Here is a 22423-nt window from a genome sequence, read left to right on the forward strand (position 1 = left end):
TACTGACGTCCCGTCAGTTTCAAGTGCCTGCGTCAGACGATGCTGACCCCCGCGAGCCACCCGCCGTCGATGACGAACGGCTGCCCGGTGATGTATGCCGAGTCGCCCCCGGTCAGGAAGAGCGCGAGCGCCGCCACCTCCTCGGGCCTGCCGATCCGCCCGAGCGGCACGAGCTTCTTGTAGAGCTCCGCGACGGCATCGCCCGCCTCGGCGGGGTCGGCGGTCGGGTCGAGCTGCGCGGGATTGGTCATCGGGGTGTCGACCGCCCCCGGGCAGACGGCGTTGACGCGGATGTTCTTGTCCGCGAGCTCCAGCGCGGCGACCCGGGTGAGCCCGAGGATGGCGTGCTTGGTCGCGGCGTACGCGCCGACGTACGCCATGCCCGTCATCGCCGTGTACGAGGCGGTGTTCACGATGGTCCCGCCGCCGGCGGCGGCGATCTCGGGGGCGACGGTGCGGATACCGAGGAAGCAGCCGACCTGATTCACCTGGATGATCTGCTGGAACTCGTCGAGCGGGGTGCTGACGAGTTCGTTGAACCGCAGGATTCCGGCGTTGTTGACGAGGCCGTCGATCTTCCCGAAGGCGCCGTTGGCGGCGGACACGGCCGCTCCCCAGTCGGCCTCCTGGCTGACGTCGAGGTGCACGTACTTGGCGACGTCACCGCCGAGTTCCTTGGCCAGGGCCTCGCCCTGGTCGTCGAGCACGTCACCGATGACGACCCGCGCACCCTCGGCGGCGAAGAGCCGCGCCTCCTGCTCGCCCTGCCCGCGCGCGCCACCGGTGACGATGACGACGCGACCGTCCAGCTTTCCCATACGAGTCTCCTCAGTCGAGCCGTGCGTCAGTTGAGGTGCGGTGCGACGTCGGCGGCGAACGCCGCCATCTGGTCGGTGAGTTCGCTGCGCCCGCGGCTGCGGAAGCGCACCTGGATCTGCTGCACGCCCATCGCGCCGTACGCGCGCAGCGACTCGGCGAGGGCGTCCGGCTTCCCGCTCAGGGTGCGGCGCCCCACGGACCAGCCGGGCTCCCCCACGTACAGGGGCTCGGCGATCGCCCCCACGACGATCGGCTCCTCGACCCCCGCCTCCTCCCGCAGCCGCTTGAGCCGGGCGATCTGCGCGGGCAGCTTGTCGCGCGGGTCGCCCTGCGGCAGCCACCCGTCGCCGCGTACGGCGGCCCGGCGGACGGCGGCGAGCGAGGAGCCGCCCACCCAGATGGGCACGTGTTCCTGCGCCGGGCGCGGCAGCTGACCGAGGCCGCTGAAGCCGTAGCGCTCGCCGTGGTGTTCGGGATACTCCTCGGGGCCGAGAGCGGCCTTCAGCGCGTCGATGCTCTCGTCGAGCACGGGCCCGCGCCGCTCGAAGTCGGCGCCGACGGCATCGAACTCCTCCTCCACGTGCCCGGCCCCGACGCCGAGGATCAGCCGCCCGCCGCTGAGCCGGTCCAGGGTGGCGTACTGCTTGGCGGTGACGAGCGGATGCCGGAGCCCGACGACGGCGACGTGACTCATCAGCCGTACGTTCTCGGTGATCCCGGCGAGGAAGGAGAGCGTGGCCACCGGGTCGTACCAGACGGTGCTCATGGTGTCGGCGAGCCGCCGCGGGATGGCCACGTGATCACATCCGGCGACGTACGTGAAGCCGCCGCGGTCGGCGGCGCGGGCGATCTCGGCGAGGTCATCGGCGGTGGCGTCGGCCTCCCACGCCTCGGCGTAGATGACGCTCTGCGACTGGACCGGGAGCTGCATCCCGTAGACCAGCCGCCCCTGCGGGAAGATATGCGCCAACGCGTTGGCCACCATGAGAACCCGACCCCTCACCTAGATCTGACGGCGCGTCATTTAAGGATGACGGCATTCATCGTCGTAGCTGACGGTGCGTCAGGCAAGGGGTGGGAGGCGGCTGTTCGTCGGGCGGGAGAGCGCGGGCCACTGCCCCCGACGCATGCAGCGGGCCGCTGCCCCAAGGCGTGCGGACGCAGGCCGCCGCCGGTCAGGGAAGCGGCCCACGCGTATCGGCCCCGCCTACGCCCCCGCCCCCGGCCCCGCCCACAGCCCCTCCGCCGTCAGCCCGAGCAGATCGATCGCGTTGCCCCGCACGATGCGGTCCACGACGTCCGGCGCGAGGTGGCCCATCTGGGACTCGCCCACCTCCCGCGACTTCGGCCAGGTCGAGTCGGAGTGCGGGTAGTCGGTCTCGTAGAGCACGTTCCCCACCCCGATCGCGTCGAGGTTCTTCAGCCCGAAGGCGTCGTCGAAGAAGCACCCGTACACGTGCTCGGTGAAGAGCTCGGACGGCGGCCGGTGCACCTTGTCGGCGACCCCGCCCCACCCCCGGTTCTCCTCCCAGACCACGTCCGCGCGCTCAAGGATGTAGGGAATCCACCCGATCTGCCCCTCCGCATACATGATCCTGAGATTCGGGAAGCGCTCGAACTTGCCGCTCATCAGCCAGTCGACCATCGAGAAGCAGCAGTTGGCGAAGGTGATGGTGGACCCGACCGCGGGCGGCGCGTCCGCGGACGTGCTCGGCATCTTGCTGCTGGACCCGATGTGCATGGCGATGACCGTGCCGGTCTCGTCGCACGCGCGCAGGAAGGGGTCCCACTCGTCGGTGTGGATGGAGGGGAGGCCCAGGTGGGGCGGTATCTCGGAGAAGGCGACGGCACGCACCCCGCGTGCGGCGTTGCGCCGGACCTCCGCGGCGGCGAGCTCCGCGTCCCAGAGCGGAATGAGGGTGAGGGGGATCAGCCGGCCCCGCGCCTCGGGCCCGCACCACTCCTCCACCATCCAGTCGTTGTACGCGCGGACACCGAGCAGACCCAGCTCACGATCCTTGGCCTCGGTGAACGTCTGCCCGCAGAAGCGGGGGAACGTGGGGAAGCAGAGGGCGGACTGGACGTGGTTGACGTCCATGTCGGCGAGACGGTCGGGCACGCTGAAGGACCCCGGCCGCATCTGCTCGTAGGTGATGACCTCCAGCTTGATCTCGTCCCTGTCGTACCCCACCGCGGTGTCGAGACGGGTGAGGGGCCGGTGCAGGTCTTCGTAGACCCACCAGTCCCCTATGGGTCCATCGTCCCCTTTCGCCCCCATCACCGGGGCGAACTTACCGCCCATAAAGGTCATTTCCTTCAGGGGCGCCCGGACGACGCGCGGCCCGCTGTCCTGGTACTTCGACGGAAGGCGGTCCCGCCAGACATGCGCGGGCTCAACGGTGTGGTCGTCCACCGAGATGATCCTCGGGAACGTCGGCAAGGTCTCAGTGGTCTCCATGCGCTCCACGGTAGCGCTGATCTGACGACCCGTCAGCTCCCTGTCGGGCACGAGTACGCGAGCTGTCGCCCGGCCCCTGTGTGCGTGGACCCTGTGAGAGCCGTCTCGCACGGCTGACGTATCCGCCATGAACAAGGCAAACTGGCGGGCAGCAAGAATCAGGTAAAGAACGGAACCTGAGAAAGCACAGAAAGTACGGAAGCAACCAAGGCTCAGAAAGCACGGAAAGCACGCACATCGCGGGCAGGGCAGACCCGCGGAGCACTACCAGGCACGGTGACGGCCGGGCACGTCAGGGCAGCAGGGGGAGCGATGGACGGTGTACCGCGAGTACCGGACCAGCGGCGTCCGGCCCCGGGGAACGCCCCCGAGGAACTGAGACCGCACTTCAGCGTGCTCGGCCCCGTACGCGCGTGGCACGGCGCCGAGCAGCTGTCCATGGGCTCACCGCAACAACGCGCGCTCCTCGCGGCGCTCCTGTTGCGCGCCGGCCGCACGGCCACCGCACACGAACTGATCGACGCACTCTGGGGCGACGAACCGCCCTCGCAGGCCCTGGCCGCGGTCCGCACGTACGCGTCCCGGCTCCGCAAGGTCCTGCCCGCGGGAGTCCTGGTCAGCGAGGCGGGCGGGTACGCGATCGCGGTGGCCGAGGGCGCACTCGACCTCTCCCTCGCGGAAGACCTGTCGACGGAAGCAGAGAAAGCACGCAGCGTCGGCGACCTCTGCCAGGCCCGCTCCCTGCTGAACAAGGCACTGAGCCTCTGGGACGGCGAACCCCTCGCCAACGTCCCCGGCCCCTACGCGGAAACGGAACGCACCCGCCTGGAGGAATGGCGCCTCCAACTCCTCGAATCCCGCCTGGACATGGACCTGGAGGTCGGCTGCCACGCGGAGGCCGTCTCCGAACTCACGGCCCTCACCGCGGCACACCCCCTGCGCGAACGCCTGCGCGAACTCCTGATGCTGGCGCTGTACCGCAGCGGACGCCAGGCCGAAGCCCTCGCGGTGTACGCGGACACCCGCCGCCTGCTCGACGACGAACTGGGCGTGGACCCACGCCCCGGCCTCAAGGAACTCCAGCAACGCATCCTCCAGGCGGACCCGGCCCTGACGGAACCCTCCGCGGCAGCCCCCGAACCAGCGGCGACGGTCGTACGCCCCGCCCAGCTCCCCGCGACCGTCCCCGACTTCACCGGCCGCGCATCCTTCGTCGCCGAACTGAGCGACATCCTCTCGGCAGCCGAAGGCCGGGTCATGGCCGTCTCGGCACTCGCGGGCATCGGAGGCGTCGGCAAGACGACCCTCGCCGTCCACGTCGCCCACGTGGCACGAACGTACTTCCCCGACGGCCAGCTGTACGTGGACCTGCAAGGCGCCGGCGCGAGAGCGGCCGAACCGGAAACAGTCCTCGGCGCGTTCCTCCGCGCCCTCGGCACCCCGGACTCCTCGATCCCGGACTCCCTGGAGGAGCGTGCAGCCCTCTACCGCTCGGTCCTCGACGGCCGCCGCGTCCTGGTGGTCCTGGACAACGCACGCGACGCCGCCCAGGTACGCCCCCTGCTCCCGGGCATGGAAGGCTGCGCGGCCCTGGTGACCAGCCGCATCCGCATGGTGGACCTGGCAGGCGCACACCTCGTGGACCTGGACGTCATGTCCCCCGAGGAAGCCCTCCTCCTCTTCACCCGGATCGTCGGCGAGGAACGCGTCACCTCGGAACGCAAGGCCGCACTCGACGTCGTGGCGGCCTGCGGCTTCCTGCCCCTCGCCATCCGCATCGCGGCCTCCCGCCTCGCCGCCCGCCGCACCTGGACGGTCTCCACCCTCGCCGCGAAACTGGCGGACGAACGCCGCCGCCTCGACGAACTCCAAGCAGGCGACCTCGCGGTCAAGGCCACCTTCGAACTCGGCTACGGCCAACTGGAACCCTCCCAGGCACGCGCCTTCCGCCTCCTCGGCCTCGCAGACGGCCCAGACCTCTCCCTGGCAGCAGCAGCAGCCGTCCTCGACCTCCCACTGGAGGAAACAGAAGACCTACTCGAATCCCTGGTCGACACATCCCTGGTCGAATCCGCGGCCCCCGGCCGCTACCGCTACCACGACCTGGTCCGGCTCTACGCGCGTGCGTGCGCAGAACGCGACGAACAACCGCCCAGCGAGAGGGGGGCGGCCATGTCGCGGCTGCTGGACTTCTATCTGGCGACGGCGGCGGGGGTTTATGCGCTGGAGCGGCCGGGGGACCGGACCGTGGACCACCTGGAGGTCACCGAGCGGGTCGGCCTCGACTTCACCGACGGCGCCAAGGCCTTCGACTGGCTGCACGCGGAAGCCTCCTGCATCCTGGCGTGCGTCCAGCACTCGCTCAGCAAGGAGGGCCTGCGACGCGCGGTGGACCTGCTGCTGGCCGCGAAAGACCTCGCGGAATCGGGAGCCATCTCGTACCGGTACGAGATGGCGACGCGCGCCGCATGCGAGGTCGCCGCCTCAGTGGGCGACGCACGCGCCGAAGGTCGCGCAAGGGTGAGCCTGGCCCAAGTCCTCAACAAGGTCGGCCGCTTCGACGACGCCGCCGTCGAACTGGAACGCGCCGCCGCCCTCGCCACGGACTCCGGAGACCCCTGGACCACCGGGAACGCCCTCAACGAGCAGGGAATCATCAACAACTGCATCAACCGGCCCGCGGTGAGCGAAATCCATCTGCGCAAGGCCATCGACGTCTTCCGGGCCGACGGCAACCGCCACAGCGAGGCGAGCGCCCTGTGCAACCTGTCCCGGGCCCTCCTCGCCATGGGACGCACCACCAAGTCGATCGACCTCGCCCAGCAAGGGATCGCCATATACAGCGATCTCGGGGTCACCTTCCGGCTGGCGAACGCGAAGTACGCGCTCGGCCTCGCCCTGAGCGGCGCGGACCGCCGCCCCGAAGCCCTGGACCAGCTGAACGACGCGCTGCAGATCTTCGCCGAGAACCGTCAGCGCCTGTGGGAGGGGACGACGCACTACCGCATCGCCCAGGTGTATCTCGCGGACTGCCATGCGGCGCAGGCGGCCCAGCACTCCGAACAGGCCCTCGCCATCGGGTGCGTCGGCGGCGAGTGGATGCGGGCCAACGTCCTGACCCTGCTGGGAAGGTCTCTCGTGGACCTGGGCCAGGTCGACCGCGCACAGGCCTGCTGGCGCGAAGCACTGGCCATCCACGAGGAAGCGGGCGCGCCGGAAGCCGCTCAGGTGAGGCAGCTCCTCGCTCCGGTCACCGCCGCCTGACCACGCCCGAAGCGGCGTTCATCGAACGTTTATGAGTGGCTGCCACTCTCATGGAGTCGATCCGTCGCGTCGGGGGGCAGACGGGTCGCACGGGCCCTACGGATAAGGTAAGCGGCCCCATACGCCCGTTCGGCGATCCTCGGGGGAGTTGCCGAACGGGCGTATCCGATCCCGAAGCCCCGCCCAGAGCTTAGGAGTTGTCTCATATGAGCGAAATCGACAAGAACACCGGCATCACCACCATGGGCGAGGGCCACACGCCCGCCCCGCCGAAGGACGGCACAGCCACCACGCAGGGCGAGGGCCACACACCCGCCCCGCCGAAGGACGGCACGGCCACCACGCAGGGCGAGGGCCACACGCCCGCCCCGCCGAAGGACTGACCCAAGCCACACATCCCGACGGGGGATCGATCGGCCGCGGCGGCGCGGAGGGGGAGCCGCCGCGGCCGATGCATGTCCGCCGACGGCCCGACCGGCATCCCCACGAGGCAGTGCCCCCCTTGAAGCGGCGCCGAGAGTTGGCTTCCGCGGCACGGCGGGCGTCGCCATGAGGCAGTGCCCACGAAGCGGTGTCGAGTATCCGCTTCCAGGGCACGACGGGCGTCGCCATGAGGCAGTGCCCCACGAAGCGGTGCCGAGTATCCGCTTCCAGGGCACGACGGGCAGGGCCGCCGACGGCGGCGGGGTGACCCGTGCCCAGTTGCAGTGCACCCTGGAGCGGCCGGATCAACCACAAGTGGTGGCCGGCCCGCGACGTCCCGCTCGATGGGAGCGGGTTCGCCGGGTGCGCCGGGAGTGCCGGGACCGCGGAGGTCACCGTGATCACCGGGATCGATGGGATCGCTTGGATCGCGAACACGCTGCTCTACGCCGGTGGCCCCGTCCCGCAACGGGAACGACCCCACCCCGCACAAGGCCGCGCCCACCTCATACGCCACGTAAAGAGCAAGGCACCGAACCACCCGCGCGGGTTGGGGCGAGGGGTGTACGCGCCCGCTTCGCTCCCGCCTCCCTGCCCCAGCCCCGTATCGGACTGACCGCTGAGCTGAGGTGAGTGCGGGCTGGGGGATGGAGTGACTCGCCGCGCACTCACGGCTCACCCACCGGCCCCACTTACCGGGCATTACGGGCGGCTGGGACCTTACTTCGGCCCCGTACGCAAATCTCTCCCACCCCCCCAACCACCCGCACCGGCCCCCCGCGGGATTCCTCTGCAACCCGCCCCTCCCTGACGCCTCCACACCGCCCCCCCCACGCCCCAGCCACCGTGGCAGCCCCCAACCACCCCACCGCCCGAACACCCACGCGCCACCCCAACTCCCCGCCCGCCCTGGCCAGCCCCTCCCCCTGACGCCCGCCCCGGAAGAACCAGTCCGCACCCGGCAGCGAGACCCTCGCCGCCACCGGAGCCGAGCCGCTCGGCCAGGCGGCACCATCCCCCCCGTGACGTCCGCCCCGGAAGAACCAGTCCGCACCCGGCAGGAGACCTGGCTCCGCCACCGGCCGCAGCCCTACGCCCCGCCCCGGCCGCCCGGTACACGAAGCCCTTGCGGTGGAGGTGGGGCAGTCAAGGGTGGAGCGCAGCGGAATCGGCGTAGCCGACGCGACGTAGGAGCGCCCTTTACTGGCCCGCCGGAACCGCCACACTCCGGAGCACCGGGCGGCCCCGGCCACCACCCGACCCCGGCACGCCAACGCCCCCGGCCCGTCCTTCGGCCCCCAAGGCTTCCGCCACCACCCGGCCCCCGCTCCACCGAGGCCCCCTCCCCCCTCCCCTCCCTCCCCCACCCCACCCCCGCCAACATCAACCGCCCCCTCGCCTCACCCTCTCCACCCCCAAGCGCGCTCCACCCCCGTACGCTGCCCTCACCCCACCCCACGCACCCCTCACCCCAGCCGCACCCCCGCCCCCACCCGCACCCCCTCCACCGCCGCCCGCACCCTCCCCACAAACGCGTCCGGTGCCGTGAAGACCTCCTCCGCCGCGAAACGGAGGACCGCTCTGACCTCGGGGCAGGACGACAGGTCGTTGTAGCGGGACCGGTCTCGGCGGTGGGCCTCCTTGGTGCCGTGGTAGGCGTAGCCCTCGATCTCGACCACCACGCCCTCCTCGCGGAAGAAGAAGTCCGGGCGCAGGAGGCGGCCCGTCGGCGTCAGAATCCTTGCCTGGGATTCCGGGCGCAGGCCCGCGTCCCGCATCCGGAGCCGGGCCACTGTTTCCGCCGGGGAGCCTGCCTCAGCGTCGGCCAGCGTCAGCCACCGGCGCGCCCTCACCGCCCCCGCCGACCGCGCCACCGGCGGGGAATCCAAGGCCGCGGCCACCGTGTCGAGGCCGCCGATCAGTGGGCCCCGCCACTGACGACCCCCGTAACGGCGGCTGCTCAGCGCCGAGTCGAGGGCCACCACGGCGTCCTCTCGAGGGCCGCGGCGCAACAGATCCGCCAACGTACGCGCGACCGTCGTCACCCGTAGGTCCCCCACCACGGTGATCTCCGCAGGCGGCAGCGGAAGCCAGTGGACGCGCGCCCCCGTCTTGCGGCCGGCGCCCAGCGGGTCGGTGAACTCCAACTCCTCCCGTAGGACTTCGATACCCCACAACCTCGCCGCCGACCGGTGGCTCGCCACCAGTCCCGGCATCGTCAACTGCCCCGCCCAGACACGTAACGTCAGGTCGAGCGCCCGCCCCGGCTCCGCCCAACCACCACCCGGGATACGCGTCCACCCCTCCGCGGCCAAGCTCCTGGACAACGTGCTCCTCGGCCAGCCCGCCTCCCTGGCCCAACAGGTGAGCAGCACCCCCTCCACAGCTAACTCCCGCAGCTCACCCCCCTTCCTCGCACCTCTCGACCCTCCCGGCCCTCTCGAACCCCCCATGGCCTCAGGCTGCCGCACATCGGCCGCGCGCGTTTCAGCCTGTGGATAACCCATCCCATGGGGATAACTGGCCTCATGCGGACGACCGGCCCACTCCACACGCTCTCCATGGCAGTAAAGGTGGGCTGCTCGTCATTGCGGACATTCCCGACCGGCTGAAGACTTGGGCCCACGACCATGACCACAAGCTCAACGAGGAAAGGGACCCCCATGCAGATCGCGATCCTGCTCTACGACAAGTTCACCGTCCTCGACGCGATAGGCCCCTACCAGACCCTCTCCGGGCTCCCCGGCGCCGAAGTCGTCTTCGTCGCCGAGCAGGCCGGGCCCGTTCTCGACGACAACCGCAGTCTCTCCCTCGTCGCCACGAAATCCCTCGCCGAGGTCAGCAGTCCCGACATCGTCGTCGTGCCCGGCAGCCCCGAGCCCGACCTGAGGAACGAGGCCGTGCTCAGCTGGCTGCGCGCCGTCGATGCCGGCACCACCTGGACGACATCCGTCTGCACCGGGTCGCTCATCCTCGCCGCCGCCGGGCTCCTCAAGAGCCGTCGCGCCACCTCCCATTGGCTGGCGCTCGAACAGATCAAGCAGTTCGGGGTCGAATCGACCGGGCAGCGCGTCGTCTTCGACGGGAAGTACGTCACCGGCGCCGGCGTGTCCGCCGGGATCGACATGGGCCTCACCCTCGCCGGGAAGATCGCGGGCGACGAGCACGCGCAGACCGTACAACTCCTCATCGAGTACGACCCCCAGCCGCCGTACGACGCCGGCTCCCCGGAGAAGGCCCCCGCCGCACTGGTCGACAAGTTCCGGGGCCAGGCCGACACCCAGACCGTGTCCTAGCCGTATCCCGAGCGGGCCGTATCCCGAGCGGGCGTATCCCGAGCGGGCCGTGCACGTCCCGCAGTCGTGGCAGAGTCACCGGCATGGTCCGCTCAAGACGCACCTCCGCACACACGCTGGGCAGGGGCACCGCGATGCGGCGCCACCTGCTCGCCCCCGCGTTCGCTCTCCTCGTCTGCACCGCCACCGCCTCGCTCACCGGCTGCGGCGAGCAGCGGCACGGCACCGCGGCGAACCCCTCCACGGCCGGCGCCCCCACCACCATCAGTTCCACCCCTGCCCCGAGCACCCCTGCCCCCACCCCGTCCGCCCCCGGCGCCTCCCCCTACGTAGAACCCGGTGTCGTCGACGGCGCCCCCCACAACGGGGACAACAACGCCTACCGCAGGCCCGGCGACATGTCCGCGGCGAGCGAGGAAGCCGCCGAGGCCGAGGCCGCTCGCATCAGGCCCGTGCTCAAGCGGCTGCACGCGAAGAAGCAGTGGGACGAGGAGAGTGTGCGCGCGGCCCTCACCGGTGAGCTCGGGTACAAGATCGAGAAGTACGACGGCAAGGGCAGGATCCTGAGCGGCGAACTCACCGTCCAGGACATGCGTGCGCGCTACGAGAACGGCGCGTACGTCACTCCCGAAGGGGCCATGATCGGCCTGCGCGTACGCGATGACGCCTGCGTCACCGCCTTCGTGCAGCCGACCAACTACGAGGCGCTGGCCAACGGGCCCTTCATGGAGACCGGTTGCCTCGCTCCCCCCACCGGCCACTGATGCCCCGGGTCGCACATGCGGGTCACGTCGTACCCAGCCCCCGCAGCCACCCCACCAACAGCCGATTCACCTCAAAAGCCCGCTCCTGCTGCAGCCAATGCCCGCACCCCTCCAGGATGTGCGAGGACACCAGGCCCGGCAGCGTCTGGGGGAAAGCCTTGATCGCGTCCGCCAGCCACGTCGTCGACGCGTCCTGGTCGCCGCCGATGAACAGTGACGGCTGGGTGATCGGGGCTCCGTCCCACTCGGCCAGGTCCTCCCAGTCGCGGTCGACGTTGCGGTAGCGGCTGAGGGCTCCGGTCAGGCCGGTCCGCTCGAACTCCTCGGCGTAGAAATCGAGATCGGCCTCGGTGAGCCAGGAAGGCAAGGTAAGGGGCGCCGACAGCTTCCCCTCCGGCGCGAAACGGTCCGACATCCTCCCGCCCCGCGCCACGAAGTGCAGGCCCGGCCCGCCGTCCGGCTTCGGCATCGTGTCCGCCGAGAGCCCCGCGTAGAACCCCGCGAGCCAGCCGCGCACATCGGGCTCGATCTCCGCCTCGGCTCTCCCCTCCTCCTGGAAGTAGCTGACGTAGAACTCCTCGTCGCCCCCGATCATGGCGAACGCGTCCGTGGGGCGGAGGCCGTTGCGGGGTGCGTACGGAACGCTCAGGAGGCCCACCGCCGTGAAGACGTCCGGTTGGAGCAGCGCGGAGTTGGCGGCGATGGTCGAGCCCCAGTCGTGGCCCACGATCGTCGCGGTCTCCTCGCCCAGGGCGCGTACGACGGCGACGTTGTCGGTCACGTGAGCCGTCATCCGGTACGCCTCCACCTCGCGCGGCTTCGACGAGCGTCCGTATCCGCGCACGTCGATCGCCACCGCGCGGTAGCCCGCCTCGGCGAGCACCGGCATCTGGTGGCGCCACGAGTACCAGGACTCGGGGAAGCCGTGGACGAGGAGCACGAGGGGGCCCTCCCCCTGTTCCACCAGGTGAATCCGGCCTCCGGGGACATCGACCAAGCGGTGCTGCGTGGCGTGCGGCATATTTACTCCCATACCTGGATGTAAAAGACGGGGCGTACCGAACATGTACGTACGTACGTCATGATGCCGATGTACGCCACCATGCCGACGCACCTCGTGACACCGACGTACCTCGTGACGCCGACGTACCTCATGATGCTGTCCCCCCACGTCCCCCACCCGCGAGAAACTTTGCCGACCCGGCACATCGGCACATCGGCACATCGGCAAACCGGCACATCGGCAGACCAGCGGTTGGCCCGCCCATAATCCGGTGGACACCCCCCACCCCCCACCCCGATAGTGCCGCCCATGACCTCTCTGGTGCGCCACCTCACCTTCGACTGTTCCGACGCCTACCGTCAGGCCACCTTCTGGGCGGAGGTACTCGGCGGGAAGATCTCCGACGAGGACTTTCCCGGCGACCCCGAAGCCCTGGTCACCGCCGAGGGCATGACGCTGCTCTTCGTGACCGTGCCCGACGCCAAGTCCGTCAAGAACCGGGTGCACGTCGACCTTCAGCCGCAGGACCGCACCCGCGACGAGGAGGTCGAGCGGGTCGTCGGGCTCGGCGCCAAGATAGTGGGCGACCACCGGAAGCCCGACGGGCGCGGCTGGGTCACCCTCACCGACCTGGAGGGCAACGAGTTCTGCGTCGAGCGCAGCGCCGCCGAGCGGAGCTCCGCCGAGTAACGCGCCCCCGTCAACCAGGCCTAACGCGACCGCAGTTCCCTCTTCAGGACCTTCCCGCTCGCGTTCCTCGGCAGCTCGGTGACGAACTCGATTTCCCTGGGGACCTTGTAGTTCGCCATCTCGCGGCGTGACCAGGCGATCAGGTCGTCCGAGGTGAGGACCGCCCCCGGGCGGCGTACCACGTATGCCTTGCCCACTTCGCCGAGGCGCGGGTCGGGTACGCCGATCACCGCCACGTCCGCCACCTGGGGGTGGACGCCGATGAGTTGCTCTATCTCGGCGGGGTAGGCGTTGAAGCCGCCGACGATGAACATGTCCTTGATCCGGTCCGTGATGCGGAGGTTGCCGGCTTCGTCCAGGACGCCGACGTCGCCGGTGCGCAGCCAGCCGTCCGGTGTGACGGTTTTCTTCGTCTCGGCCGGGTCCTCGAAGTAGCCCTGCATGACGTTGTGTCCGCGTACGAGGATTTCTCCGGGGTGGCCCGGTGAGAGTGCCTCGCCTGCGGGGCTCACCACGCGTACCTCTGTGTCCGGGATGGCGCGGCCCGAGGTGGAGGCGATGACGCGTGCGGGGTCTCCTTGGCGGCACATGGTGACGATGCCGCTCGCCTCGGAGAGGCCGTATGCGGTCAGGACGGTGGCGATGTGCAGTTCGGTGCGCAGGCGTTCGACGAGTTGCAGGGGGACCACCGCCGCGCCCGTCACCACGAGGCGCAGGGCGGACAGGTCGTGCTGGTCGCGGGCGGGGTGGTCGAGGAGGGACTGGTGGAGGGTGGGCGGGCCGGGGAGGACGGAGATGCGTTCGGCCGCCACGTTCGCGAGGACGGTGTCCACGTTGAAGACCGGCTGCGGGATCATCGTGGCGCCGCGCATGAGGCAGGCGATGATGCCCGCCTTGTAGCCGAAGGTGTGGAAGAAGGGGTTGACGATGAGGTAGCGGTCGCCTTCTCGCAGGCCCGCGAGTTCGCTCCAGACGTCGTAGCAGCGCAGGGTCTGGGCGTGGGTGATGACGGCGCCCTTGGGGCGGCCTGTGGTGCCCGAGGTGTAGATGATGTCCGAGGGTGTCGCGCCGTCGACGCTTTCCGCGCGTGTTCGTACGTCGCCGCTGGTCACGCCGTCGCCGCTGGCCACGAAGTCCTTCCAGGTGCGGAAGTCCTCGGGGGCGTCGTCGGAGAGGACCACCACTTGTTCGAGGTGCGGGAGGCCGGGCAGCGGGCCGTCTCCCTTGCCCTCCTGGGTGGCGCGGCGCAGTGAGGCGACGTACGACGTGCCGAGGAAGGTGCCTGTCACGAAGAGCAGTTTGGCGCGGCTGCGTCGCAGTACGTAGGACGCTTCCGTGCCCTTGAAGCGGGTGTTGAGGGGGACTAGGACCGCACCGGCCGATACGGCGCCGAGCGCGGAGACGATCCAGTCCAGGGTGTTGGGGGCCCAGACGGCCACTCTGTCCCCGGAATTGACGCCGTTGGCCATGCAGGCGGCGGCGGCCCGCTCCACGCGTCGGCCGAGTTCCGCGTACGTGACGCGGGTGCGGCCCTCGACGACCGCTTCCCGGTCGGCGTACCGCTCGGCGGCCGCCCGGACAAGTCCCGGGATGCTGCCCCACTCCAGGTCGCCGCGCATCGCAAGCCCCTCCGCCGCAGTAGCTGACTATCCGTCAGATTAGCTGTAACCTGACGCGCTGTCAGCAGTCGGGACGACGTATGGCGAAGGCCCGGAGCCTCGCCACTCGCGGAGGTGCCGTTGCCCATGCCGTTGCCCATGGCCTCACTCAAAGACGCTACAGCGATAGTCGGGATCGGACAGACCGCGTTCGCGAAACAACTGGCCGAGGACGAGAAGACGTTGGCGTGCCGGGCGATCGTCGCCGCCCTCGACGACGCGGGCATCGCCCCGTCCGAGGTCGACGCCTTCGCCTCGTACACGATGGAGGAGACGGACGAGGTCGAGGTCGCCAAGGCGATCGGCGCCGGTGACGTGACCTTCTTCAGCAAGGTCGGCTACGGGGGCGGCGGTTCCTGCGCGACCATCGCGCACCTGGCGGCGGCCGTCGCCACCGGACAGGCGAGCGTGGGCGTCGCCTGGCGGTCCCGCAAGCGGGGCAGCGGGCCGCGCCCCTGGAAGAACACCGCGGTCCAACTCCCCACCCCGGGCCAGTGGACGCGCCCCTTCGGCCTGCTGCGGCCCGCGGACGAGATCGGGATGCTGGCCCGCCGCTACATGCACGAGTACGGCGCCACCCGCGACCACCTCTTCAACGTCGCCCTCGCGTGCAGGAACCGGGCCAACCAGAACCCCGCCGCGATGATGTACGAACGCCCGCTCACCCGCGAGATGTACATGTCCTCGCGCTGGATCAGCGAGCCGCTCTGCCTCTTCGACAACTGCCTGGAGACGGACGGCGCGTTGGCGTGCGTCATCGTCTCCGCCGAGCGGGCTCGGGACTGCCGCCAGAAGCCCGTGTACGTCCATTCCGTCGCCCAGGGGCTGCCCGCGCAGCACCACGGGATGGTCAACTACTGGAACGACGACCCGCTCACCGGTCCGGCGTGGACGGCGGCCCGACACCTGTGGAAGCAGGCGGACTTCGCGCCGGAGGACGTGGACGTGGCGCAGATCTACGACGCGTTCACCCCTCTCATCCCGCTGTCCCTGGAGGGGTACGGCTTCTGCGGCCGCGGCGAGGGCGGCGCGTTCACGGAGGGCGGCGCGCTGGAGAGCGGTGGCCGCCTGCCGATCAACACCGGGGGCGGCGGCCTGAGCGAGGCGTACGTCCACGGCTTCAACCTCATCAACGAGGGCGTGAAGCAGCTGCGGGGGACGAGTACGGCTCAGGTGCCGGACGCGGCGACGTGTCTGGTGACGGCCGGCGAAGGAGTCCCGACGTCGGCGGTATTGCTGCGGGCCCCTTAGGGGCGCGAGGAACTGCGCGAGGAACTGCGCGAGGAACTGCGCGAGCAACCACAGCAAACCCGCACCCGGAAGAGGACAACCACATGGCAGACGCGACGACCGAGCCCCTACTGACGCCCACGATCGACACGGACGGCGCCCCTTTCTGGGAGTACGCCGCCCAGGGCGAGCTGAGGATCCAGGCCTGCACCGCCTGCGGCGAGCTCCGCTTCCCGCCCAGGCCCTGCTGCCCCCACTGCCAGTCCTTCGACTCAGAGTGGCGGCGCATGGCCGGGCGGGGCCGCATCTGGTCCTACGTGCGACCGCACCCACCCCTGCTCCCCGGCTACGCGGCACACGCCCCGTACAACGCGATCATCGTCGAGCTGGCCGACGCCCCCCGCATCCGTCTCGTCGGCAACCTCGTGGCCGCCCCGGACGCCCCGCTGGACTCCGTCGAGCCCGAGCGGCTGCGCATCGGCGCGAAGGTGCAGGTCGCGTTCACCGACGTGGGCGGGGTCGCGATGCCCCGCTGGCTCCTGGAGCGGCCATGAGCGTGCGCACGCAGACCGACAAGGACACGGGCGTCGCGGTCGTCACGCTCGACCGCCCCGCACGGCACAACGCCATCGACCTTGAGTCGGCCGAGCAACTCTGCCGCGTCTGGCGGGAGTTCCGCTTCGACGACTCCGTGCGGGCGATCGTCCTGACCGGGGCAGGGGAGAAGGCGTTCTGCACCGGCATCGACCGTGACGCCACCGTCCCGCAGCCCGGCTCCCCCTACTCGATGGACGATCCGCTCCTGACCGTCGGCCCCAAGGCCAACGACCTGTGGAAGCCGGTCATCGCCGCCGTCAACGGCATGGCGTGCGGCGGCGCCTTCTATCTCCTGGGCGAGGCGGAGTTCGTGATCGCCGCCGAGCACGCCACGTTCTTCGACCCGCACACCACCTACGGCATGGTCAGCGCCTACGAGGCGATCCTGATGGCGCAGCGCATGCCGCTCGGCGAGGTCGCCAGGATGTCCCTGATGGGCACGGCCGAACGGATCTCGGCCCGGCGGGCGTACGAGGTGGGCCTGGTCTCCGAACTCGCCGCGCCCGCCGAGCTGTTGACGGCCGCCGTCCGCGCGGCCGAGGTCATCGCCGCGTACCCCACCGAGCCGGTGCAGGGGACCGTACGCGCGCTCTGGGCGGCGAAGGAGACGGCCCGTGCCCAGGCCCTGGCCCAGGCGCCGCACCTCATCGCGCTGGGCAATCTGCCCCCGGAGCGGCAGGCGGGACTCTTCACGGGGCGGGGCAGCGGCTTCCGTACCAGGTAGGCGCCAAAAACCGCCGCCTCGCGCAGTTCACGCGGTCGGCGTAACGTCACGAGTGGACGGCCGCCGTCCGGAGCCCCTTCCAAAGCTGGTGCGACGGCCGTCACGAGGCGACCCCGCGCGCCACCGCGGACTCAGGACCGGGCCGTGCCCGTCCCCCGCTCCGCGTCCAGCGCGTACACGCAGCGGTCCTTGCTGCACGCGTACACGACGCCGTCCCGCACCACCGGTGCCCCGGTGATCTCGCCGCCGGTGGCCAGCTTCCAGCGCAGGCGGCCGTCGTCCGCCTTGAGCGTGTAGAGCAAGTGGTCCGTCGAACCGAAGTGGATCCGCCTGTCCGCCACGACGGGCGTGCCGACGACCTCGCCGCCCGCCTGGAAGCGCCACTTCGGTGTGCCCGTCACCGCGTCCAGGGTGTAGAGCCCCTTGCCGCTGCCCACGTGCACATGGCCGTCGGCGACCAGGACCGGCTCGATCGAGGCCCGGGACTCCGTGGCGATGCGCCACCGGTCACGGCCGTCCGTGGCGTCGAGGGCGTAGACGGTGCCCAGGTAGTCGGCGAGGTACACGCCGCCGCCGGTCACCGCGGGCCCCGGCGCGAACGCGGGCGGACACAGGAACGCGGCGGGCGCCTCGAAGTGCCAGCGGACGTGGCCGCCCGCCACGTCGATGGCGAGGACCCGGGAGCCCGCGGACACGTACACGTACCCGTCCTGGGCGGGCGCGAGGCGCACCGGGACGCCGCCGCAGGAGGCGGCGTCGCCGATGGGGTACGACCAGCGCTCGTCGCCCGTGCGGGCCTCCAGGGCGCGCAGGCGGGCGTTCTGCCAGACGTAGACCGTGCCGTCGTGGACGACGGGCCCGGCCTCGGGGGTCTCGAAGTCGGTCTGGGCCCCGGTGATCTCCCAGAGCTTCTCGCCGTTCGCGGCCTCCCAGGCCTGTACGCCGCCGCCGCGCGTGCCGGTGACGACGGTGCCGCGGTCGGCCTGGAGGGAGTACACCCAGGCGTCGGTGTTCAGGCGCCACAGGTCGGTGCCGTCGGCGCCGTCCAGGGCGTAGAGCGTGGGGCCGTCGGAGGCGTGGATACGTCCGTCGGCGACGCCCATGGACCAGGCGACGTCCCGCGTCTTGAAGCTGCGGCGGCCCGTGCCGACGTCCAGGGCGTGCACCTCGAAGGACGTGACGTACACGAGGTTGCCCGCCACGGCCGGCGTACCCCACACGTCGTTGGACATCCGGAAGCGCCACGGGCGCCACGCGGCCCCCGCGTCCGGCGCGGCGGCGGGGGCGGGCACCACGGGGTCGGCGCCGTTCGCCGCGGCCTTGGACCGCGACCAGGAGGCGGCGAGGCCGGTGTCGGCGGGCACCGCGCCCACGGCGGCACGGGCGTCGGCCACCCGCGGGCCCGGCCCGATCGGCACCTTCGCCCCGGCGAGGTGCACGGGGCCGGCGTCCGGCACGCCTCCGAAGGGCGGCGGCTGCGTGGGCGGGGGCGGCGGCGCGTGCTGCGGAGGGGGCGGTGCGACGGCGGGGGCGCCACCGCGGCCGCCACTGCGCCCGGAGGAGGCGAGCGCGGCCCGCGCGGGCGGACGGCCGCCCCGGCGGGACTCGATCAGGGCCACGGCGCGCTCCGGGAGCCACGCGGATGCGGTGCCGCTGTCGCCGTCCTCGCTCTCGGAGGCGAAGAGGTGCGGGGCGAGCTGGGCCTGGAGGTCGGCGGGGCTGGGCCGCAGCGGGGCCTCCATCTGCATGCACGTCTCGATGAGCGGACGCAGCTCGTCCGGGAGTCCCTCCAGGTCAGGGCCCTCGCGGAGCAGCATGAAAACGGTCTCGACGGGGTTCGCGCCGTGGAAGGGCGCGTGCCCGGTGGCGGCGAAGACGAGCATCGAGCCGAGCGAGAAGACGTCACTGGCGCCGGTGACGCTGCGTGAGTCCTTCGCCTGCTCGGGCGACATGTACGCGGGCGTGCCCACGGCGACGTTCGTCATGGTCAGGCGGGTGTTGGAGACGCCGGACGCGATACCGAAGTCGATCACGCGCGGGCCGTCCTCGACGACGAGGACGTTCGACGGCTTGAGGTCACGGTGGACGAGGCCCGCGCCGTGGATGGACTCCAGGGCCTCGGCGACGCCCGCTGCCAGCCAGCGCACGGCCTGGGTGGGCAGCGGCCCGTGCTCGTTCACTATTTCCTCGAGCGAGGGAGCGGGCACATAGGCGGTGGCCAGCCACGGCACGGCCGCGCGCGGGTCGGCGTCGACGACGGCGGCCGTGTAGAAACCGGACACCGCCCGTGCCGCCTCGACCTCACGCGTGAAGCGGACGCGGAACAGCTGGTCCTCGGCGAGCTCGGTCCTGACCGTCTTGATCGCCACGCGCCGCCCTGACGCGGAGCGCGCGAGGTAGACAAGGCCCATGCCACCGGCTCCGAGCCGGCCGAGCACCTCGAACGGGCCGATCCGCCTCGGATCGTGCTGCGTCAGCTGATCCACCACTTGCCCTGCCACCTCCCCGTACCCGGGCGCCGTATGAGCGGCCCCGTGCAGCGTCTCACCACCGAGCCGCTACGGCGGCACGCACCCTGATTCTTCCTGTCCGGGGCGGTGGTTGCGAACCCGGGGCGGGATCGGGGTGTTGTGGGACAAAGAAGACGCAAGAAGAAGGAGATATGTGAGCGAAACCCGATCCGAACAGTTTTTCGAATGTGTGAGCGATTCAATTTCCGGCCACCGCGTCCGCCGGGAGGGGCGTCCGACCCGGCGCCCATCGACCGCACGACCGGCGCCCGACCGGCGTACGGAATCGCAAGGAATACGGCCCCCAACCCCATTTGCACTCGGCCGAATCGCGCTCCGATCACCCCTCGGTAAGCTGACGGCATGACAGGACAGGTACGTACCGTCGACGGCCGCGTGGCCGGTCGGCGCGGTCAGGCGACGCGTCAGAAGCTGCTCGACTGCCTCAGCGAGATGCTCAGCTCCTCGCCCTACCGGGACGTCAAAGTCATCGACGTCGCCCGGAAGGCGGGGACTTCACCCGCGACCTTCTACCAGTACTTCCCGGACGTCGAGGGCGCCGTCCTGGAGATCGCCGAACAAATGGCCACCGAGGGCGCCGAGTTGACCCAGCTCCTCGACGGCCGCTCCTGGGTCGGCAAGGCGGGGTGGCAGACCGCACAGGAGCTGGTCGACGGCTTCCTCGACTTCTGGCGCAAGAACGACGCGATCCTCCGGGTCGTCGATCTGGGCGCCGCCGAGGGCGACAAACGCTTCTACAAGATCCGCATGAAGATCCTGAACTCGGTCAACAACTCCCTTACGGACACGGTCAAGGAACTCCAGGCCAAGGGCAAGGTCGACAAGGACGTGAACCCGGCGGCGATGGCGGGCTCCCTGGTCGCCATGCTCGCCGCGGTCGCCTCGCATCAGCGGGGTTTCCAGACCTGGGGCGTCAAACAGGCCGAACTGAAGCCTAATCTCGCACTGTTGGTACATCTGGGCGTAACAGGCAAGAAGCCGACGAAGTAGAGCATTCAGCACGACTCCGGCGTCGCGAACGACGCCTCTTCTGACGCTTCGCTTTCCCAAGTCCTGTCACCACAGCGGCGGATCACGGTGTTCCAGTGATCCGCCGCTGTGTTCCCCGGGCACGGGCCGTTGCCCTGATACGCGCCTTCCCCGGGTACGTAACCGCCTCTAGCCCTGACGTCGCTCCAGGCGGAACAGGCGGATCTCCCGCTCCACGCGGGACTGGTACGTCGCGTACGGGGGCCAGAACTTCAGCGCCGCCTCCCAGGCCGCAGCCCGCTCGTCCCCCGCCAACAGCCGCGCCCTGACCGGAATGTCCGCGCCCTGCCAGTTGACGTCGGCATCCGGATGGGCGATGAGGTTGCCGGTCCAGGCGGGATGCCCCGGGCGCCCGAAGTTGGAGCCGATGAGGACCCAACTCCCCGCCTCTTCCGGCATGCAGGCCAGGGGGGTACGCCTGGGGAGCCCGCTCTTGGCCCCGCGCACCGTCAGGATCACCCCCGGCAGCATCTTCGCGCTGAGCAGCACCTTGCCGCGGGTGAGGCGGTGCACCGTGCGGTCCATCGCGGGGATGAAATGCGGGGCGACCTTCGCGAAGGCCCGGGTGGACGAGACCTTTTGCATGAGACGGACGCCGGGGGCCTTCGGGTTGGGGGCCATCGGACCGGGGGTTTTCGCGCCGGGGGCCATCAGACGGCCGCCGTCGGCTGCGGAGGAGTAGGCGACGGCACGGACGCCGTCGGTTGCGAAGGGACAGGCGCCGGCGCGGCCGCCACGGTGAACAGCTCGGCCCGTTCCGCAGCGCGCGCCCGCAGCCTATGCACGGGCCCGAAGAGCAGCTCGTCGCTCGACGCCCGCTTGAAGTACAGATGCGCCTCGTGCTCCCAGGTGAACCCGATGCCGCCGTGCAACTGCACGGCCTCCGACGCGGCGGTCCGCAACGCGTCGAGCGACTGCGCCAGCGCGAGTCCCCCGACCAGCTCGGAGTGCGCCCCCGTGGCCCACGCCGCGTAGTACGCCGCCGACCGGGCGGCCTGCACCTGGACGTACACGTCCGCCAGGCGGTGCTTGACCGCCTGGAAGGAACCGATCGCCCGCCCGAACTGCTCGCGCTGCTTGACGTATTCGACGGTCCGTTCAAGGGCGCGGTCCGCCGCGCCCACGGCCTCGGCGGCGAGCACGGTCGCGGCGACGTCACCGACGGCGGCGAGCGCGCCCGGCACATCGGCGTCGTCGGCGGCGCCGAGCAACTCGGCCTGCACGTCGCGCAGTTCGACGCGCGCCTGCGGCCGGGTCTCGTCGAGGGAGGTCTGCCGGGTGCGCACGAGCCCGGCGGCGCCCTCGCGCACCAGATAGAGGAGCGTACGAGAACGGGCGAAGCCCCCCGTGTGCGCGGCCACGACGAGCAGCCCCGCGCTGTGCCCGTCGAGGACCTGCTCGGCCTGACCGTAGAGGCGCCAGGCCCCGTCGTCCGCGAGCTTGGCCTGCACGCCGCCCGCGCGGCCGCCGCCCGACCAGTCACCGAGGTTGTCGCCGACCAGGCCGAGGGCGGTGTCGAGCCCGGTGCCGGGCACGGCGAGCGCGGCGGTGAGGCCGCCGGTCGCGATGCGCGGCAGGAGCTCCGCGCGCTGTTCTTCGGTGCCGAGGCGCTGGATGAGCGGGGCGACGAGGGCGGCGGTGGCGAAGAGGGGTGAGGGGGTCAGGGCGCGGCCCAGCTCTTCGCTGCCGAGGGCGAGCTCCGCGGAACCGCACCCCACGCCCCCGTACGCCTCGGGGACGGCGATGCCGGGCAGGCCGAGCTGTTCGGCGAGGGCGGACCAGAGGGCGACGTCGTACCCGGCAGGGGTGCGGACCGCGGCTTTCACCTCGTCGGGCCCGCAGCGTTTGGTGACGAGCTCACGAAGGGTGCGGCGAATTTCTTGCTGCTCCGCGGTGAAGGCGGCGTCCATCGGCGGGCTCCTCCCCCGGGTCGCGGC

General features: G+C 71.0%; 18 protein-coding genes. 9 read left to right on the forward strand and 9 right to left on the reverse strand.

Features of this window, described 5'->3' with window-relative positions; all coding sequences use genetic code 11:
• Positions 1-32: 32 nt before the first annotated feature.
• The 3 genes from AB0M70_RS20435 to AB0M70_RS20445 form a co-directional block, all read right to left on the reverse strand.
• The gene (locus tag AB0M70_RS20435) at positions 33-818 is read right to left on the reverse strand and encodes a glucose 1-dehydrogenase (protein WP_365821369.1); all 786 of its coding nucleotides are present in this window, start codon (positions 816-818) and stop codon (positions 33-35) included.
• A gap of 26 nt (positions 819-844) precedes the next feature.
• The gene (locus AB0M70_RS20440) at positions 845-1804 is read right to left on the reverse strand and encodes an LLM class F420-dependent oxidoreductase (protein WP_365821370.1); all 960 of its coding nucleotides are present in this window, start codon (positions 1802-1804) and stop codon (positions 845-847) included.
• A 222-nt stretch (positions 1805-2026) separates the two neighbouring features.
• Positions 2027-3259, reverse strand: coding sequence for an amidohydrolase family protein (locus tag AB0M70_RS20445; protein WP_365821557.1), 1233 nt, complete (start codon positions 3257-3259; stop codon positions 2027-2029).
• Between the two features lie 330 nt (positions 3260-3589).
• Here AB0M70_RS20445 and AB0M70_RS20450 point away from each other — a divergent pair, with 330 nt between their 5' ends.
• Entirely contained in the window at positions 3590-6541 is a 2952-nt protein-coding gene (locus tag AB0M70_RS20450) for a BTAD domain-containing putative transcriptional regulator (protein WP_365821371.1), read from the forward strand.
• A gap of 206 nt (positions 6542-6747) precedes the next feature.
• Complete coding sequence (locus AB0M70_RS20455) at positions 6748-6924, forward strand: sigma-like protein (protein WP_365821372.1); 177 nt, start codon at positions 6748-6750, stop codon at positions 6922-6924.
• A 1506-nt stretch (positions 6925-8430) separates the two neighbouring features.
• Here AB0M70_RS20455 and AB0M70_RS20460 read toward each other — a convergent pair.
• Complete coding sequence (locus AB0M70_RS20460) at positions 8431-9180, reverse strand: hypothetical protein (protein ID WP_365821373.1); 750 nt, start codon at positions 9178-9180, stop codon at positions 8431-8433.
• Positions 9181-9627: 447 nt separating this feature from the next.
• On the opposite strand from AB0M70_RS20460, the gene AB0M70_RS20465 reads away from it, so the two are divergent.
• Positions 9628-10260, forward strand: coding sequence for a DJ-1/PfpI family protein (locus tag AB0M70_RS20465; protein WP_365821374.1), 633 nt, complete (start codon positions 9628-9630; stop codon positions 10258-10260).
• A gap of 83 nt (positions 10261-10343) precedes the next feature.
• The gene (locus AB0M70_RS20470) at positions 10344-11024 is read left to right on the forward strand and encodes a hypothetical protein (RefSeq protein WP_365821375.1); all 681 of its coding nucleotides are present in this window, start codon (positions 10344-10346) and stop codon (positions 11022-11024) included.
• 22 nt (positions 11025-11046) lie between these two features.
• Here AB0M70_RS20470 and AB0M70_RS20475 read toward each other — a convergent pair whose 3' ends face one another.
• Entirely contained in the window at positions 11047-12045 is a 999-nt protein-coding gene (locus AB0M70_RS20475; RefSeq protein WP_365821376.1) for an alpha/beta hydrolase, read from the reverse strand.
• Between the two features lie 291 nt (positions 12046-12336).
• Between AB0M70_RS20475 and AB0M70_RS20480 the strand changes: the two genes are divergently transcribed.
• Positions 12337-12717, forward strand: a complete 381-nt coding sequence (locus AB0M70_RS20480; RefSeq protein WP_365821377.1) for a VOC family protein — start codon at positions 12337-12339, stop codon at positions 12715-12717.
• Positions 12718-12737: 20 nt separating this feature from the next.
• Here AB0M70_RS20480 and AB0M70_RS20485 read toward each other — a convergent pair whose 3' ends face one another.
• Positions 12738-14336, reverse strand: coding sequence for a FadD3 family acyl-CoA ligase (locus AB0M70_RS20485; protein WP_365821378.1), 1599 nt, complete (start codon positions 14334-14336; stop codon positions 12738-12740).
• 138 nt (positions 14337-14474) lie between these two features.
• Here AB0M70_RS20485 and AB0M70_RS20490 point away from each other — a divergent pair, with 138 nt between their 5' ends.
• The 3 genes from AB0M70_RS20490 to AB0M70_RS20500 all read left to right on the forward strand — a co-directional run bounded on the left by AB0M70_RS20490 (position 14475) and on the right by AB0M70_RS20500 (position 16926).
• Positions 14475-15626 (forward strand): lipid-transfer protein, encoded by a 1152-nt coding sequence (locus AB0M70_RS20490; RefSeq protein WP_365821379.1) that lies wholly within the window; start codon positions 14475-14477, stop codon positions 15624-15626.
• An 83-nt stretch (positions 15627-15709) separates the two neighbouring features.
• On the forward strand, positions 15710-16159 hold the full coding sequence (locus AB0M70_RS20495; protein WP_365821380.1) for an OB-fold domain-containing protein: 450 nt from the start codon (positions 15710-15712) through the stop codon (positions 16157-16159).
• Complete coding sequence (locus AB0M70_RS20500) at positions 16156-16926, forward strand: enoyl-CoA hydratase/isomerase family protein (protein WP_365821381.1); 771 nt, start codon at positions 16156-16158, stop codon at positions 16924-16926. The genes AB0M70_RS20495 and AB0M70_RS20500 overlap by 4 nt, the downstream gene beginning before the upstream one ends.
• A gap of 131 nt (positions 16927-17057) precedes the next feature.
• Here AB0M70_RS20500 and AB0M70_RS20505 read toward each other — a convergent pair whose 3' ends face one another.
• The gene (locus AB0M70_RS20505; protein ID WP_365821382.1) at positions 17058-19415 is read right to left on the reverse strand and encodes a PQQ-binding-like beta-propeller repeat protein; all 2358 of its coding nucleotides are present in this window, start codon (positions 19413-19415) and stop codon (positions 17058-17060) included.
• A 384-nt stretch (positions 19416-19799) separates the two neighbouring features.
• On the opposite strand from AB0M70_RS20505, the gene AB0M70_RS20510 reads away from it, so the two are divergent.
• Entirely contained in the window at positions 19800-20447 is a 648-nt protein-coding gene (locus tag AB0M70_RS20510; RefSeq protein ID WP_365821383.1) for a TetR family transcriptional regulator, read from the forward strand.
• Between the two features lie 168 nt (positions 20448-20615).
• Here the strand turns inward: AB0M70_RS20510 and AB0M70_RS20515 are convergent, their stop codons facing one another.
• Both AB0M70_RS20515 and AB0M70_RS20520 read right to left on the reverse strand, forming a co-directional pair.
• A complete protein-coding gene (locus AB0M70_RS20515; protein WP_365821384.1) occupies positions 20616-21107 on the reverse strand; it encodes a nitroreductase family deazaflavin-dependent oxidoreductase in 492 nt (163 codons plus the stop codon).
• 29 nt (positions 21108-21136) lie between these two features.
• Positions 21137-22396, reverse strand: coding sequence for an acyl-CoA dehydrogenase family protein (locus tag AB0M70_RS20520; protein ID WP_365821385.1), 1260 nt, complete (start codon positions 22394-22396; stop codon positions 21137-21139).
• Positions 22397-22423: the final 27 nt, after the last annotated feature.

Origin of the sequence: Streptomyces sp. NPDC051214, assembly GCF_040682375.1 — a bacterium.
Lineage (GTDB): Bacteria > Actinomycetota > Actinomycetes > Streptomycetales > Streptomycetaceae > Streptomyces.

Excerpts from the sequence above, each read along its gene's own strand:
- AB0M70_RS20440 (WP_365821370.1), bottom strand. The coding sequence starts at position 1,804 with ATGGTGGCCAACGCGTTGGCGCATATCTTCCCGCAGGGGCGGCTGGTC.
- AB0M70_RS20475 (WP_365821376.1), bottom strand. The coding sequence starts at position 12,045 with ATGCCGCACGCCACGCAGCACCGCTTGGTCGATGTCCCCGGAGGCCGG.
- AB0M70_RS20435 (WP_365821369.1), bottom strand. The coding sequence starts at position 818 with ATGGGAAAGCTGGACGGTCGCGTCGTCATCGTCACCGGTGGCGCGCGC.
- AB0M70_RS20455 (WP_365821372.1), top strand. The coding sequence starts at position 6,748 with ATGAGCGAAATCGACAAGAACACCGGCATCACCACCATGGGCGAGGGC.
- AB0M70_RS20465 (WP_365821374.1), top strand. The coding sequence starts at position 9,628 with ATGCAGATCGCGATCCTGCTCTACGACAAGTTCACCGTCCTCGACGCG.
- AB0M70_RS20510 (WP_365821383.1), top strand. The coding sequence starts at position 19,800 with ATGACAGGACAGGTACGTACCGTCGACGGCCGCGTGGCCGGTCGGCGC.
- AB0M70_RS20460 (WP_365821373.1), bottom strand. The coding sequence starts at position 9,180 with ATGCCGGGACTGGTGGCGAGCCACCGGTCGGCGGCGAGGTTGTGGGGT.
- AB0M70_RS20515 (WP_365821384.1), bottom strand. The coding sequence starts at position 21,107 with ATGGCCCCCAACCCGAAGGCCCCCGGCGTCCGTCTCATGCAAAAGGTC.
- AB0M70_RS20450 (WP_365821371.1), top strand. The coding sequence starts at position 3,590 with ATGGACGGTGTACCGCGAGTACCGGACCAGCGGCGTCCGGCCCCGGGG.
- AB0M70_RS20490 (WP_365821379.1), top strand. The coding sequence starts at position 14,475 with ATGGCCTCACTCAAAGACGCTACAGCGATAGTCGGGATCGGACAGACC.
- AB0M70_RS20495 (WP_365821380.1), top strand. The coding sequence starts at position 15,710 with ATGGCAGACGCGACGACCGAGCCCCTACTGACGCCCACGATCGACACG.
- AB0M70_RS20520 (WP_365821385.1), bottom strand. The coding sequence starts at position 22,396 with ATGGACGCCGCCTTCACCGCGGAGCAGCAAGAAATTCGCCGCACCCTT.
- AB0M70_RS20500 (WP_365821381.1), top strand. The coding sequence starts at position 16,156 with ATGAGCGTGCGCACGCAGACCGACAAGGACACGGGCGTCGCGGTCGTC.
- AB0M70_RS20485 (WP_365821378.1), bottom strand. The coding sequence starts at position 14,336 with ATGCGCGGCGACCTGGAGTGGGGCAGCATCCCGGGACTTGTCCGGGCG.
- AB0M70_RS20480 (WP_365821377.1), top strand. The coding sequence starts at position 12,337 with ATGACCTCTCTGGTGCGCCACCTCACCTTCGACTGTTCCGACGCCTAC.
- AB0M70_RS20470 (WP_365821375.1), top strand. The coding sequence starts at position 10,344 with ATGGTCCGCTCAAGACGCACCTCCGCACACACGCTGGGCAGGGGCACC.